Origin of the sequence: Rhodococcus sp. UNC363MFTsu5.1 (assembly GCF_000686785.1) — a bacterium.
Classification (GTDB): domain Bacteria; phylum Actinomycetota; class Actinomycetes; order Mycobacteriales; family Mycobacteriaceae; genus Rhodococcus_G; species Rhodococcus_G maanshanensis.
Genome location: NZ_JMLO01000001.1, coordinates 474242 through 488582 on the forward strand (window position 1 = coordinate 474242; position 14341 = coordinate 488582).

General features: G+C 70.3%; 12 protein-coding genes. 4 read left to right on the plus strand and 8 right to left on the minus strand.

Going from position 1 to position 14341, the window contains the following annotated elements; genetic code table 11:
- Positions 1-20: 20 nt before the first annotated feature.
- Positions 21-1058, minus strand: coding sequence for an alpha/beta fold hydrolase (locus BR31_RS0102255; RefSeq protein ID WP_027499524.1), 1038 nt, complete (start codon positions 1056-1058; stop codon positions 21-23).
- A gap of 97 nt (positions 1059-1155) precedes the next feature.
- Positions 1156-2106 (minus strand): proteasome assembly chaperone family protein, encoded by a 951-nt coding sequence (locus tag BR31_RS0102260; RefSeq protein WP_027499525.1) that lies wholly within the window; start codon positions 2104-2106, stop codon positions 1156-1158.
- 264 nt (positions 2107-2370) lie between these two features.
- On the opposite strand from BR31_RS0102260, the gene BR31_RS0102265 reads away from it, so the two are divergent.
- Both BR31_RS0102265 and BR31_RS0102270 read left to right on the plus strand, forming a co-directional pair.
- Complete coding sequence (locus BR31_RS0102265) at positions 2371-3069, plus strand: DUF5642 family protein (RefSeq protein ID WP_037175395.1); 699 nt, start codon at positions 2371-2373, stop codon at positions 3067-3069.
- A 99-nt stretch (positions 3070-3168) separates the two neighbouring features.
- Positions 3169-4248: a DUF4192 domain-containing protein gene (locus BR31_RS0102270; RefSeq protein ID WP_027499527.1), complete on the plus strand. Its 1080-nt coding sequence runs from the start codon at positions 3169-3171 to the stop codon at positions 4246-4248.
- A 13-nt stretch (positions 4249-4261) separates the two neighbouring features.
- Here BR31_RS0102270 and BR31_RS0102275 read toward each other — a convergent pair whose 3' ends face one another.
- The 3 genes from BR31_RS0102275 to BR31_RS0102285 form a co-directional block, all read right to left on the minus strand.
- Entirely contained in the window at positions 4262-5272 is a 1011-nt protein-coding gene (locus tag BR31_RS0102275; protein ID WP_027499528.1) for a phosphatidylinositol-specific phospholipase C, read from the minus strand.
- 69 nt (positions 5273-5341) lie between these two features.
- Positions 5342-6340, minus strand: coding sequence for a UDP-glucose 4-epimerase GalE (galE, locus tag BR31_RS0102280; protein ID WP_027499529.1), 999 nt, complete (start codon positions 6338-6340; stop codon positions 5342-5344).
- A 4-nt stretch (positions 6341-6344) separates the two neighbouring features.
- A complete protein-coding gene (locus BR31_RS0102285) occupies positions 6345-7031 on the minus strand; it encodes an iron-dependent transcriptional repressor DtxR (RefSeq protein ID WP_027499530.1) in 687 nt (228 codons plus the stop codon).
- Between the two features lie 125 nt (positions 7032-7156).
- Here BR31_RS0102285 and BR31_RS0102290 point away from each other — a divergent pair, with 125 nt between their 5' ends.
- Both BR31_RS0102290 and BR31_RS0102295 read left to right on the plus strand, forming a co-directional pair.
- Positions 7157-8443: an acetoin utilization protein AcuC gene (locus tag BR31_RS0102290; RefSeq protein ID WP_027499531.1), complete on the plus strand. Its 1287-nt coding sequence runs from the start codon at positions 7157-7159 to the stop codon at positions 8441-8443.
- On the plus strand, positions 8436-11117 hold the full coding sequence (locus tag BR31_RS0102295; RefSeq protein ID WP_027499532.1) for a bifunctional acetate--CoA ligase family protein/GNAT family N-acetyltransferase: 2682 nt from the start codon (positions 8436-8438) through the stop codon (positions 11115-11117). Before BR31_RS0102290 ends, BR31_RS0102295 begins: the two co-directional genes overlap by 8 nt.
- 137 nt (positions 11118-11254) lie before the next feature.
- Here the strand turns inward: BR31_RS0102295 and BR31_RS0102300 are convergent, their stop codons facing one another.
- The 3 genes from BR31_RS0102300 to BR31_RS0102310 all read right to left on the minus strand — a co-directional run bounded on the left by BR31_RS0102300 (position 11255) and on the right by BR31_RS0102310 (position 14285).
- The gene (locus BR31_RS0102300; RefSeq protein WP_027499533.1) at positions 11255-12226 is read right to left on the minus strand and encodes a sigma-70 family RNA polymerase sigma factor; all 972 of its coding nucleotides are present in this window, start codon (positions 12224-12226) and stop codon (positions 11255-11257) included.
- Positions 12227-12383: 157 nt separating this feature from the next.
- Positions 12384-13871, minus strand: a complete 1488-nt coding sequence (locus BR31_RS0102305; protein ID WP_027499534.1) for a DUF7782 domain-containing protein — start codon at positions 13869-13871, stop codon at positions 12384-12386.
- A gap of 51 nt (positions 13872-13922) precedes the next feature.
- A complete protein-coding gene (locus BR31_RS0102310) occupies positions 13923-14285 on the minus strand; it encodes a DUF3099 domain-containing protein (RefSeq protein WP_027499535.1) in 363 nt (120 codons plus the stop codon).
- Positions 14286-14341 lie beyond the last annotated feature (56 nt).

Consider the following 14341-nt stretch of genomic DNA (forward strand, 5'->3'; position numbering starts at 1 on the left):
AGGTTACGGCCTGGCCGGAGTCAGGTCGCGCTGCGCTCGTCCGAGCCCATCGCCTCCAGCACGGCCTCGCGGGTCGAATCGGTGCCGGTGATCTGCGATTCGCCGACGCCTTCGATGAGCAGTTGCCGCCACTTCGCCGGGTCGAACTCCATGGGTGCGGTGCTCGCGATGAAGTCCTCGACCACCTGCAGGAAGCGGATCGGGTCGTCGTGGAACGGGAAATGGCCGCTGCCGCGGAAGATCTCCAGCCGTGAGCCCGGCATCGCGGAGTGTGCGAGGTGGGCATGGCTGACCGGGATCACCGAGTCGACGTCGCCCCAGATGATCTGGACCGGAAGATCGGCCGTCAGGTAACACCGGTCGAGCATGGTGATCGCCTGGCCACGCCAGTCCACGGCCGCGCGAAGGGTGCGCAGGAAGGCCTCCCGCGCGGTGGGATCGGGCAGGTCGCTGAGCACCCGCACCAGGTCCGGCGCGTCGTGGAAGACCCGAACCGCCTTGAAGGGTCCTCGGTAGAGCTGGTCGGCGATCTTGCCGAGCACCCCGAGGGCGGAGATGGTGCCGGGGATCTGCAGCAGGCGCAGGGACTGGTTCGCGATCGGCAGCGAGGCGAAGCGCAGCGCGGGGTTGACGTCTTTGGTCACGCCTCCGGTGGAGACCACCACGAGGCGCTCGACCATCTGCGGGAACTGGTACGCGAACTGCAACGCGACCCCGCCGCCGAGCGAGTGCCCGATGACCGTGACGCGGTCGTGGCCGAGCACCGTGAGCAGGTCCCGCATCCCGTTCGCGTAGGCCGCGATGGAGTAGTCGGCACGCGGCTTGTCCGAACGGCCGTGGCCGAGCAGGTCGGGCGCGATGACCGTGAAGTGCTTGGCGAGATGCGGGATGATGTCGTTCCAGGTCGACGAGTTGTCGCCGATGCCGTGGATCAGCAGGAGCGGCGGACCCTCGCCTGCCATCCGGAAGGCCCGCCGGTACCCGTGAACAGTCCGGAAGACGAGGCGCGGTTCGGTGTCCGGAACCGGCCGCAATGCGCGGCCTTTGCGTGCACTCATGTCGCCTCCTGTCGCCGGCTGTGCCGACCCCTACGTCGCTGACTTGGGCGATCGTATAGTTCGGGGGGGCGGTCCGCCGGGTAACTGTGGAACCGAGTTACAGATCAGGCTCGTCCCGGTCGGTCTTCTCGTCAAGTCCTGCCTGCTCAGCGAGGAATTTCTCGAACTCCGCGCCCAGTTCGTCGCCGCTGGGCAGGTCGGCCTCCCCGGCGAGCAGGGTGGACTGGCGCTCCTGCGCCGCGACGAACGAGTCGTACTGACGTTCCAGGGCGGCGACGACGGACTGCACCTCGTCGTTGCCGGTGATCTGCGCATCGACCTGCTCGCGGACGCGGGCGGCGGCCTCGCCGAGGGCGGCCAGCGGCAGCTCCAGATCGGCGATCTCGCCCAGGTTCTCCAGCAGCGTCTCCGCGGCCGCCGGATAGTCCGTCTGTGCCAGGTAGTGCGGCACGTGCACCGAGTAGCCCATCGACTCGTGGCCGTGCTGGGCCATCCGCAGCTCCAGCAGCGCGGAGGCGCTGCCCGGGATCTGCAGCTCCCCTGACCAGCTCTGGTTCTCGCCGATCAGGTCCTTGTTGGTCGAATGAGCCGTCACCCCGAGCGGGCGGGTGTGCGGGATCGCCATCGGGATCGCGCCGAGGGAGATCGTGCGGCGCACCCCGAGCTGCTCGGCCAGCAGCCGGACCGCTGTCGTGAAGCGCTCCCACTTCAGGTCGGGCTCCAGGCCCGCGAGCAGCAGGAACGGTGTTCCGGCGGTGTCGCGGAGCGCGTACAGGTTGAGCTCGGGCTCGTCGTAGTCCGAGAAGTGATCGGCCTTGAAGGTCATCGTGGGTCGACGCGATCGGTAGTCGATCAGCTCGTCGACGGAGAACGACGCGACGAGTTCTGTCTCCAGGCTCTCGCGCAGGTGGGTGGTGGCGATCTTCACCGCGTGTCCCGCGTCGGAGAATCCCTCGAGACCATGCACCAGCACCGGCCCTCGGCCGTCGCCCGCGGACACCTGGGGTGCCGGGAATTCCAGCTCGTACATCCTCGACTGATCGTCCATCAGTGATCCCTTCGCGTTTCGTTCACTCTCAGTGTCCCCCACCCGGCTGCGAGCACCCACACCCGATATCGGAAAAACGTGCCGCGGCGTCACATTCATTCCCGGAACCGCCGGTTTTGTGCTGAGAGCGAACTCCCGTTCGACGACACCGCAGCCGGCCTGCGGCGGCCGGTGTCGCGGAGGTGGCACAGTGGTGGGGGTAGTTTCCCGCGAGTACTGGAGGACTTTCCATTGAAGCGCCGCATCCTGTTCGCGGGTCTCGCCATGGGCGCATGCCTTGGCGTCGCCGGGTGTTCGTCCACGGTGGACGGGATGGCGAGCCCGGTCGCCGCCGCAGGCCCCTCGTCCGCGTCCGGCCCCTCGTCGGGGTCGTCGACAGGCGAGGACGGCCGGGTGGACGCGACGTTGGAGTCGATGTTGTTGGCCCCCACGGATTTCCCGGCCCCCTATCAGGCCATCGTGCTGCCGCCGCAGGCCGTGTCGCAGGCGGCCGCGGACCTGGACGGGATCCCGTCGGGCGCGAAGGTCGACCCGCCCGGGTGCAAGCCGCCCGCCCAGGACTACGGCCCGGACGGCACCGCGATGATCGTCGGCACCGACAACGCGAACAGGTCCACCATCTCGGTGGAGCTGATGCGGTCGGATCTGTCCCTCGACAAGCGCATCGGCGAGATCGAGCGGTGCCTGGAGGTGATCACCACCAAGGACGGCGCCGAGGCGGTCGTGCGGACCGAGATGCTGCCGCCGCCGCCGCTGAACGCGGACCGCACCGTGGCCATGCGGCAGACCGTGACCTCCGGCAAGGGAGCGGGGAAGGTGACGCAGTCGATGCTCACCCTGGTCGCGCAGATCGATGACGTGCGGGTTTCGGCGACGTACATGTCGTTCGGTGACGGAAAGCCGGACACGGCGGTGCTGGACCAGGTGTTCACGGAGGCAGTGCAGCGGGTCAACGCGGCCTGACCCCCGAGCCTGTGGATGGTCCGGTTTCTCTCCACAGGCCCGGCGAAGCCGCTGGTCGCGGCCGCGGCCCGGTCGGTGCACGGCGGCATGGTCCTGGCCATGACAACCATGCATCCCGAACAGCCGGAGCGACCCGGCAATCCGACACTGATGCCCGGCGCCGGTCCGGTCCGGATCGGCGACCCCGGTGATCTCATCGCGGCGATCCCCGCGATGCTGGGGTTCCGGCCCGCACATTCGCTGGTCCTCATCTGTCTCGACGAGGGCGACGGCCCCGCCCGGGTACGGGCGGTGATGCGGCACGACCTGCCGGACGGCGCGGTCGGCCCGATCGACCGGGAGGCCATCGAACGGATGTCCCTCGTCTGCGCGCGGGAGGACATCGACGCGGTCATAGCGGTGATCGTCGACGCGGGGCGGGCGCCCGGCATGCATCGTGCGGTGGTCGGCGAACTCGAACTGCACCTGAGCGGTCGCGGCGTCGACCTGGTGGGAGCGCTCGTGGTCCCCGAGATCGCGGAGGGACGGCCGTGGCGAGGGCTGTGCGGCGATCCCCGTCGCGGACTGCTCCCTGACCCGGTGTCGTCCAGCGTCGCCGTCGCCCAGGTGCTCGGCGGTCGCGCGATCCGGTCCTCCCGGGAGGAACTGGAGGCGATCGTGGCCCCGCATCCGGATCGGGAGCGCGCCGGGCTCGCGGAGCTGCTGCGCGAGCGACCCGCATGCCGTGCCCGCCCGCGCGACGAGTTGCGGCTGGTGCTCGCCCGGATCGCCGAGCTGGCCTCCGGACACGGGCCACACCGCCACGACCTCGTCGACCTGGCCAGGGCGCTGTCGAACCCGCGGGTGCGCGACGCGCTGCTGTCGCTCGCGGTGACCGCCGAGGCCGACGCGGCCGAGCAGCTGTGGATCCTGCTGGCCCGGGCGCTGCCCGATCCGGAGCGGGCCGAGCCCGCGGCACTGCTCGGCTACAGCGCCTATGCGCGCGGGGACGGGCCGATGGCGGGGGTTGCCCTCGTCGCGGCGCTGGAGGCGAACCCGCGGCACCGGCTGGCAGGCATGCTCGACGCCGCGTTGCAGTCCGGCATGCGTCCGGAGACCATCTCGGGGCTCGCCGTCACCGGGTTCGACGAGGCCGCGAGGCTCGGGGTGCGGATGCCGCCGCCGATCTACGGCGGTTGAGCGTGGTCACGGGTCAGGGGAAGTTGTGCGCGATGATCTCGGACACGAGCTCCGCGGTCGGGAAGTCGGCCATCACCGCGCCCAGCCGCCCGGGACCACCGGCCTCCAGGTACTCCTGGGTACGGGGGAGGATCCCGACGACGCCGGGGGCGCCGCGCGCGACGGTGACCGGGACCGTGCCGGTCACCATTGCTGCGGGGTTACCGGTGGCGCTGAGGTGGTTGATGAACAGGATGTCGGAGGACCCGGTGCGGGATCGCTCGAACTGTGCGCGGATCAGGTCCCACTTTCGCCCGATTTCGGCCAGGCCGGTCAGCTCGTAGGTGTCCTGGATCGCCATGCTCGCGTCGCCGAACCGCGGCCCCGGCCACGCCACCGCGTCGAAATTCCTGAGGACGACGAGTTTCCCGCGGGCCTCGCCGAGGCGCGGCAGGCCGCCGTCGTATCCGGCGGGCGGGTGCCACAGGTGTTCCCGGAGCCGGCTGCTGGTCTCGGGGTTCTGGTCGATGTACCAGTTCAGCGTGTCCTCGTAGCTGCGGGTGTTCTCGGCGGCCGTGTACTCCTCTTTGAGTCGCATGACGATCGCCTCGGAGGGGTTGGCGCGCAGGAAGTCGGTGAGCGCGACCACGACGTCGGTGAAGTCTGCGTTCAGGTACTCGATCCCGTGATGGATGGGGAACGTGTTCCGGAAATGCCGGGTGCGGATGTCGACGGCGCGGACCCCGGCCCTCAGCTGGGTCGTCAGGTCGGCATCCTGGGTGAGGGCGAAGACGGATGCCCCCGAGGCCATCGTGTCGTGGGTGCCGGGCAGCGACAGCTCCGCGAGCCCGGCCCCGTCGGGCAGTCCGGCCATCCAATCCGGGTGGACGGCGTCGGCCAGCCCGCTCGACTGCAGCGACCCGGAGGTCGACCCGGCATCGGACCCGGTCGTCGCGGACGCGAGCGGGGCGGGCAGCACCACGGTCGCGATCGCCAGGCCCACCAGGGCGCGCGCGAACCCGCGCCTGTTGACGGAGAAATTCATCGTGGCAGCGTGCCACGCCGATACCGCCCGCGGGGCGATATCGGCGTGATCGGAGGTCTACTCGGCGGGTCAGCCGCGGTGCGCGGCGTGCGACCGGTCGCCCAACTGCTGCAAGAACTCCCACGCGTCCGCGACGATCTCGTCGAGGTCGGTGTGCTGCGGCCGCCAGCCGAGTTCGGCGATGGCCCTTTCGCTGGAGGCGATGAGGACCGCGGGATCGCCCGCACGGCGCGGGGCGTCAACCACGGCGATCGGCAGCCCGGTGACCCGCTGGCAGGCCGAGATCACCTCGCGGACACTGAAACCGGCCCCACTGCCGAGGTTGTAGATGCTGTGCGTGCCCGCGGTCGCGGCCTCGAGCGCCAGCAGGTGCGCCTCGGCGAGGTCGAGGACGTGGATGTAATCGCGGACCGCGGTGCCGTCCTCGGTGGGCCAGTCGGTGCCGAAGACCGAGATCTTGTCCCGCTGTCCGAGCGCCACCTGCAACACGAGCGGGATGAGATGTGTTTCCACGACCCGGTTCTCGCCTGCACCGCGGTACGCGCCCGCGACATTGAAGTAACGCAGGCTGGTGGCGGCCAGCCCGTACGCGTTGGCATACGAGGTGATCGCGTGGTCGATCGCCAGCTTCGTTGCCCCGTAGGGATTGGTCGGCCTCGTCGGATCCGTCTCGGTGATCGGGGACCGCTCCGGCTCGCCGTACGTTGCGGCCGTCGAGGAGAAGACCAGCCGCGGGGTGCGGGAGACCCGGATCGCCTCGAGGAGCTCGATCGTGGTGACCACGTTTCCGCGCCAGTACTTTTCGGGCGCGACGACCGATTCGCCGACGAGCGACTGCGCAGCGAAGTGCAGCACGCCGTCGAACCGGGGCTCGGTGGACCCGTCGCCGAGAACGGACGCGGCGACGTCGGCGACGTCGCCCTCGACGAACTCGGCTCCGGTCGGTACCGCATCCGCGTTCCCGGTGGACAGATCGTCGACGACCACCACCTCGTGGCCGCGTTCGAGCAGGACGGTTGCACACACGCTGCCGACATAACCGGCACCGCCGGTGACCAGGAGTCGCACGCCGCTAGACCTGCTTGACCTGGACTGCGTGCGCCATCTCCTCGGACAGATCGAAGCCCTCGTGACCCGGCACGGTGATCGTCACCGAACCCGGCTTGGTCACCACCGTGACCCGTGCGTCGGGGACGACGCCTGCCTCGCGGAGGCGACCGATGACCTCAGGGTCGGACTGCACGTGCTCGGCGAGCCTGCGCACCACCACGGCGGTGGGCTGCCCGGACGGCACATCGGTCAGCCGGATCAGGGTTTCGCCGTTGTCCGCTGGCCGGTTCAGGCCGAGCTCGGCCAGGCCGGGGATCGGGTTGCCGTAGGGCGAGGTGGTGGGGTTGTTGAGCACCTCGACCAGACGGCGCTCGACCTCCTCGCTCATCACGTGCTCCCAGCGGCAGGCCTCGGCATGCACCTGGTCCCAGTCGAGTCCGATCACATCGACGAGCAGCCGCTCGGCCAGCCGGTGCTTGCGCATCACCGCGATCGCGAGTCCGCGACCCTTGTCGGTGAGCTCGAGATGGCGGTCACCGGCCACCAGTAGGAGCCCGTCGCGTTCCATCCTGGCGACCGTCTGGCTCACCGTCGGACCGCTCTGCTCGAGCCGCTCGGCAATCCGCGCCCGCAGCGGCACCACGCCTTCCTCTTCAAGGTCGTAGATGGTACGGAGGTACATCTCCGTCGTGTCGACAAGATCCTTCACCTGCACGCCCCTTCGTCTACGGCCGATTCTACCGGCACGCATGCGGGAATCGGTGTTGCACTCACCCTGAGGCAACGCCACCCGCCCCTCGCCTCTTCCCCAGGCGCGCAAGTAGCGTGGATCGCATGGCCGCGACCTCCAGCCCCCAGGTGGGGCATGCGCACCCGAATTCGGACCGGGCCGTCGTCTGGAGCCCGGACTATCTCAGCTACCGGTGGAGCGCCGACCACCCGATGAACCCCACCCGGCTCGAGCTGACGATGAACCTCGCGCGGAGCATCGGTCTCATCGAGGGTGCCGAACTGGTCCGCCCCGAGGCGGCCACCGACGCCGATCTGCTGCGGATCCACACCCCCGCCTACGTCGCCGCGGTGAAGGCGGCTGGAGCCGGGCCGCTGCAGGGACTGGCGGACGCCCGCGCGGATGGCGATGTGGCCCCGCACGGGCTGGGCACCGAGGACAACCCGATCTTTCCCAGGATGCACGAGGCCAGCGCGATTCTCGCAGGTGGAACGCTCACCGCGGCGAAGGAGATCGCGTCGGGCCGGGCCCGACGGGCCGTGAGCATCGGGGGCGGGATGCACCACGCGATGTCCGACTGGGCCTCCGGCTTCTGCGTCTACAACGACGCCGCGATCGCGATCTCCTGGTTGCTCGACAACGGCTTCGACCGCATCGCCTATATCGACGTGGACGCCCATCACGGGGACGGAGTCCAGCACGCCTTCCTCGGTGACCCCAGGGTCCTGACCGTGTCCATCCATCAGCACCCGGCGACGCTGTGGCCGAACACCGGCTGGTCCAGTGAGGTCGGCTCGGGCGCGGCCGAGGGTGCGACGATCAACCTGCCGGTGCTGCCGGGAACCGTGGACTCGGTGTGGCTGAGGGGTTTTCACGCGGTGGTTCCCGCGGCGATGGCGGCCTTCAAGCCGCAGATCGTGATCAGCCAGTGCGGCGTGGACAGCCACAGGGAGGACCCGCTCGCGGACCTCTCGCTGACGGTCGACGGGCAACGGGCCGCGTTCCTGGCGATGCGTCAGCTCGCGGATCGGTACGCGGAGGGTCGCTGGCTGGCCGTCGGCGGCGGCGGCTACGGGCTGGTGCGGGTGGTCCCGCGCGCGTGGACGCACCTGATCGCAGCGGCGCTCGACCGCGACATCGACCCCACCTTCGAGGTGCCGCAGTCCTGGCGTGACCGGGTGGCGGCGATGGCGCCGAGCGTCGAGCTGCCCGCGACGATGGGCGACGGCGGCGAGGCGTCCTACCTGTCGTGGGACGGGCCGGGCGGTACCCCGGAGACCGGCGTCGAATCGATGGATCGCGCTCTGGTCCGGGTGGATTCGGCGATCGCAGCCACCCGTCGCGCGGCCTTCCCGCTGCTCGGACTCGACCCGGAGGATCCCCGTGACTGACCCCGCGACCGGGGGCGCCGACGCCGAGCCGCTGGCGCCGTTCCCCAAGCACTGGCTGGCTGACGTGCTGCTCACCGACGGCGGCGTCGCGGCCCTGCGGCCGATCTCACCGGACGACGCGGACCGGCTGATCGCCTTCCACGCCAAGCTGTCCGAGCGCACCCGTTACCTGCGCTACTTCGGGCCGTATCCGACGATGTCGCAGCGCGACCTCAAGCGGTTCACCACCGTCGACCACAAGGACCGGGTCGCGTTCGTGGCGGTGCTCGGCGACGAGATCATCGCGGTCGGCCGGTACGAGCGGTTGATCGACGTCGGTGACGGCAGGTCTGCCGAGGTCGCGTTCGTGGTCGCCGACGCGCACCAGGGCCGCGGGCTCGGGCCGATCCTGCTCGAGCACCTGGCCGCGGCCGCCGCCGAGAACGGCCTGACCATGTTCGTGGCCGAGGTGCTCGCCGAGAACCGGAACATGGTCACCGTGTTCCGGGAGGCCGGGTATCAGGTCAGCCGGACCTACGAGGGGGGAGTGCTTCGGCTCGAGTTCGCCATCGACCCGACCGAAACCCTTGTCGCGGTTCGTAACTCTCGTGAGCGGGCCACGGAGGCCAGGAGCGTCCGCAACCTGCTCAGCCCGCAGTCGGTCGCCCTGATCGGCGCGTCGACCGACGCCGCGAAGGTGGGCAACGCGGTACTGCGCAACCTGCTCGGCGCCGGGTTCACCGGGCCGGTCTACCCCGTCAACGCCGAGAACCGCTCAGTGCGGGGGGTCCGGGCGTACCCGACGGTGCACGACATTCCCGACGACGTGGACCTCGCGGTGGTTGCGGTTCCGGCGGAGGCCATCGACTCGGTCCTCGACGACTGCCTCGCGAAGGGCGTCAAGGCACTGGTCGTGGTGTCCGGTGGGTTCAGCGATGCAGGCCCGGACGGACGCCAGTCCGAGCGACGGCTGGTACACGCCGCGCGGGCGCACGGGATGCGACTGGTCGGTCCCAACGCGCTCGGCGTCGCGAACACCAGCGCGGCGGTTCGGCTCAACGCCACCCTCGCGCCTGAGTTGCCGCCGCCGGGTCGGGTCGGGTTCTTCTGCCAGTCCGGCGCGCTTGGCATCGCGATCCTCGACGAGGCGGCGCGCCGTCAGCTCGGTCTGTCCACCTTCGTCTCGGCGGGCAACCGCGCCGACGTCTCCGGAAACGATCTGCTGCAGTACTGGGACTCGGACCCCGAGACCGAGGTGGTGTTGCTGTATCTGGAGAGCTTCGGCAACCCGCGCAAGTTCTCCCGGATCGCGCGCCGGGTCGGCAGGAACAAGCCGATCGTCGCGGTGAAGTCCGGCAGGCATGCCGTGCCGGAGGCCCTTGCCGCGAACGGGGTCGAGATCGACGACTCCGTGGTCTCGGCACTGTTCGAGCAGGCGGGTGTCGTGCAGGTCGGGTCGATCGCCCAGCTCTTCGACTGCGCCGTGCTGCTCGGCTACCAGCCACTGCCCGCCGGTCCGAGGGTCGCGGTGGTCGGCAACTCCTCGGCGCTCGGTGTGCTGGCCGCCGGGGCGGCCAGGAGCGAGGGTCTCGAGCCGTCGAAACCCGTCGACCTGCCTGCGCAGTCCACCCCCGCGCAGTTCGCCGGTGCGGTGAGTGCCGCGCTCGAGTCGGCCGAGGTGGACGCAGTCTTCGCGGTGTTCGTGCCGCCGGTCAGCGTGGACGTCGAGCCGTACGCGAAGGCACTGCGCGATGCGGCCCGGGACACCAGCAAGCCGATCGTGACGACATTTCTTGCCGCGGAAGGTATTCCGGACGTGCTGGCGGTCCGGGGGGAGGACGGCCATCCCATCAGGGGTTCGGTCCCGTCGTACCCGGGACCGGAGCGTGCCGCCCTGGCGCTCTCGCGTGCCTGGCGCTACGCCCAGTGGCGGTCGCGGCCGGCCTCGAAGGTGGTCCGCCCCAGCGGCATCGACTCCGATCGCGCGGAGGCGCTGGTGCAGTCCTGGCTTGGCGCGGGCGAGGGGCGCTGGCTGACGGATTTCGAGGCGTCGGAGCTGCTGGCCTGTTATGGCCTGCGGGTGGTGGATTTCACCCTCGCGCGGTCGGAGGACGAGGCGGTCGATGCGGCCGAGGCGCTGGGCTACCCCGTCGCGGTCAAGGCGACCCGGGAGGGATGGCGACACCGCCCGGACCTGAGCGGGGTGCGGTTGGATGTCAGCACCCCGGACGCGGTGCGCGACGCCTATCGCGCGCTCGCCATGGCGTCGGCGGAACCGCTCCTGCACGTGCAGAAGATGGCGAACAAGGGGATCGGCTGCGTCGTCGGGGTGCAGGACGACCCGTCCTTCGGTTCGCTGATCTCGTTCGGGCTCGCGGGAGTGATCTCGGATCTGCTCGGCGACCGCGCCTACCGGGTGCTGCCGCTCACGGAGGACGAGGCGACCGAGCTGATCGACGCCCCGAAGGCCGCCCCGCTGCTGTCCGGCTACCGGAACGCGGAGCCGGTCGACAAGGGCGCCCTCGTCGACCTGGTGCAGCGGGTCTCCGCGCTCGCCGATGACCTGCCCGAGGTGCGGGAGCTCGTCTGCGAGCCGGTCCTGGCCAGCGCCATGGGAGCCGAGATCACCGATACCCGGGTGCGGATCGGCCCCGAGCCGAGCCGGGCCGACCTGGGCCCCCGCCGACTGCGCTAGCCGCCCGCGAACGTAGTCGCGCCGGCCGATCCTTGCGCTCCGAGGGGGAGGAGCGGGTCGGATCGACCGGCGCGAGGGTGCGCTGACATTCAGGGGGGATGGTCAGCGCACCAGATTGTGGCGAGCCCGGGTGCGGATCAGCTCGCGTAGGAGCGCAGCCGCTCGGCGCGGTCGCCCTCGCGGAGCTTGCCCATCACCTCACGCTCGATCTGTCGGACGCGCTCACGGGAGAGCCCGAAGATCTTGCCGATCTGATCGAGGGTGCGGGGCTGGCCGTCGTCGAGGCCGTACCGCAGCCGGATCACCTGCTGCTCGCGCTCGTCGAGGGTGCCGAGGACGGACCGGATGTCGCTGTGCAGCAGCCCCGCGATCACCGCGTTCTCGGCCGAGGTGGCCTCGGCGTCCTCGATGAAGTCGCCCAGCGGCGCCTCCTCGTCGCTGCCGACCGGCATGTCGAGGCTGACCGGGTCGCGGCTGTGGTCGAGCAGGTCCGCGATCTTCGCGACCGCGATGCCCGATTCGGCCGACAGTTCCTCGTCGGTGGCCTCGCGGCCGAGCTGCTGATGCAGCTCACGCTTGATCCTGGCCAGCTTGTTGACCTGCTCCACCAGGTGCACTGGCAGCCGGATCGTGCGGCTCTGATCGGCCATGCCGCGGGTGATGGCCTGGCGGATCCACCACGTGGCATAGGTGGAGAACTTGAAGCCCTTGGCGTAGTCGAACTTCTCCATCGCGCGGATCAGGCCCAGGTTGCCCTCCTGGATCAGGTCCAGCAGCGGCATGCCGCGCCCGGTGTACCGCTTGGCGAGTGACACCACGAGCCGCAGGTTCGCCTCGAGCAGGTGACTGCGCGCCGACTGGCCCTCGCGGACGATGGTGGCGAGGTCACGCTTCTTGGCGGCGGTCAGCCTCTTGCCGGTCTCGAGCACGTGTGCGGCGTACAGACCCGCCTCGATCCGCTTGGCCAGCTCGACCTCATCCGCGGCGGTCAGCAGCGCGGTGCGGCCGATCCCGTTCAGATAGACGCGAACCAGGTCCGCAGCGGGGCTCTGGGCGTCCAGATCCTCGGCGCTGGGGCGCAGCCTGCGGGTGGTGGTGGGGCTTGTCATGACCTGCCTCCTCATCGGTGGTGTCTCATATGGCTCAACGCCGCGCCACCGTGCAAAGTTCCCGTGTGTGATCCACGGAATTACTTCTGACCTGCATTTTTACGTCGGCGGTCCTGAGAAGTTGCTGAGAAGACGGGCCCGGGGAACCGGCCGGGAACTACCGCGGGAACTCCGCGGGCAGCACCAGCCCGTGCCGCACCAGCGAGTGCACCAGCGGGACGGCGGCGACGGCGAGCTCGTCGGGATCCTCGCCGTTCGCGGCCGCCAGCAGCTCGAGCAGCTCGTTCAACGCCAGCGAGTCCGGCCGCATTCCACCGAGCAGGGCGGCGGTCAGATCGTCCACCTCGTGCTGCCAGTTCGGCCCGCTGCCGCGATGCACCCTGGCCACGACCTGCTGCCAGCCCTCCTCGCCCGGCAGTGACACCCGCTCGAGGGCGGTCGTCGGCTCGAGCCTGAAGCGCTGTTCCAGCACGTCGCGCTCGCGCAGCCAGGCCAACCTGTCGAAATAGCCGAGGGCCTCGCCGCCGAGTGGATCGGTGAAGCCGTGCCGCAGGTCCTCGGCGAGCACGTCGCTCGGCTCGTCCGTGCGCCGCAGGTAGACGAAGCCGAAGCCGACGCCCTCGACGTCGGCGGCCTCGAAATGGGCCAACCAGGCCTCGGCCTGCGCCGCGGTCGCCGGGTCACGAGGATCGAGGCCGCCGTCGCGCATCCAGGTGCCCACGTACAGCGCTGGGTCGGCGACATCGCGCTGCACGATCCAGGCGTCGACGCCGTGCGCGGGCAGCCAGGACGCGATCCGCGACCGCCAGTCCTCGCCGCGTACGTGCACCCAGGACGCGAGCATGGAGGCGGTGCCGCCCGGCTCGAGGTGGTCGAGCACATTCGAGACCATCAGCTCGCTGGCGCCGTCGAGGTCGAGCCCGGAGTCGCGGTAGGTGTGTTCCACCCGGCCGCGGCCGACCACGAACGGCGGGTTGGCGACCACCCGGTCGAAGCGGCGGCCGTCGACCGGCTCGAACCACGGGCCGCCGAGCAGTTCGACGTCGATCTCGTTGAGCGCGAACGTCGCCGCCGACAGATCGAGCGCGCGCAGGTTGATGTCGGTGGCCGTGACCGACCGCGCGTAGCCGGCGGCGTGCACGGCCTGGATGCCACAGCCGGTGCCCAGGTCGAGCACCGAACCGGTCGGGGTGGTCGGGGTGGCACGGAGCAGGGACAGCGACGCGTGTCCGACGCCGAGCACGTGGTCGGGCGCCGTGGTCCGCGGACCCATGCTGCCGTCCAGGTCGGAGAGCACCCACCGGTTGCCGGAGCCGAGGTCGAGCGGCCTCAGGTCGAGCGTCGCCCTGACCTCGTCGCCCGAGCGCTCGAGGAGTCCGACGGCCACGGCGCGGTCGAGGTCGAGCGGCCGCAGCGCGTGCGCGACCTCCGCCGCGGGGCAGGGATCGGCCAACAGGAACAGTCTCGTCAGCACCCCGAGATCACCCGCGGTGCGGCTGGCCAGCCGCACCGGGACGGGCTCGCTGCGACCGAGCGCATCGTGGGCATCGGCGCCGAGCATCTCCAGCAGGGCGTCGGCGGTGTACTCGGTGCGGTGCAGGGCCTCGCGCAGCGGAGCGCAGGCGGAGAGCAGTTCTCGGTTCACCGCCACAGTTTGTCAGCTCGTGGCGGCGGGGTCGGCGGTCGATGCCGAATGTCAGCCCTCGATCGTCGGGTGCTGCTTGGATTCGATCGCGGGCGCGGTCGGGGCCTTGTGGTCGTAGCGGCGCGGCTCATCGGCCTTGCGCGGCGGGCGGTCGTTCGCGACCAGCACAGCGATCCACGGCAACGGGACAGAGACGCCGATGATGGCCAGGCTGATCCAGGGGTTGGCCCATTCGCTGTAGGCCAGCGCGGCCAGCACCAGCGCCGGGATCCGGATCGCCATCAGGATCGTGTACTTGCGGACGCGGGCGTGCTGTTCGTCGTAGAACGACTGGGCCGCGTCGGTGATGAGAACCGGGTTTCCCGCCGCGTCGTCCTTGTTCTTCGCGCGGTCGAAATCCGAACTCGATGCCATCTGTCCACCTTCCCACTCTCCGCAGTCGAATGCACTACCGGGGGCTCGCCCGCCGC

Coding starts and splice junctions, on each gene's coding strand:
- BR31_RS0102255 (WP_027499524.1), bottom strand. CDS start 1,058: ATGAGTGCACGCAAAGGCCGCGCATTGCGGCCGGTTCCGGACACCGAA.
- BR31_RS0102260 (WP_027499525.1), bottom strand. CDS start 2,106: ATGGACGATCAGTCGAGGATGTACGAGCTGGAATTCCCGGCACCCCAG.
- BR31_RS0102265 (WP_037175395.1), top strand. CDS start 2,371: ATGGGCGCATGCCTTGGCGTCGCCGGGTGTTCGTCCACGGTGGACGGG.
- BR31_RS0102270 (WP_027499527.1), top strand. CDS start 3,169: ATGACAACCATGCATCCCGAACAGCCGGAGCGACCCGGCAATCCGACA.
- BR31_RS0102275 (WP_027499528.1), bottom strand. CDS start 5,272: ATGAATTTCTCCGTCAACAGGCGCGGGTTCGCGCGCGCCCTGGTGGGC.
- BR31_RS0102290 (WP_027499531.1), top strand. CDS start 7,157: ATGGCCGCGACCTCCAGCCCCCAGGTGGGGCATGCGCACCCGAATTCG.
- BR31_RS0102300 (WP_027499533.1), bottom strand. CDS start 12,226: ATGACAAGCCCCACCACCACCCGCAGGCTGCGCCCCAGCGCCGAGGAT.
- BR31_RS0102310 (WP_027499535.1), bottom strand. CDS start 14,285: ATGGCATCGAGTTCGGATTTCGACCGCGCGAAGAACAAGGACGACGCG.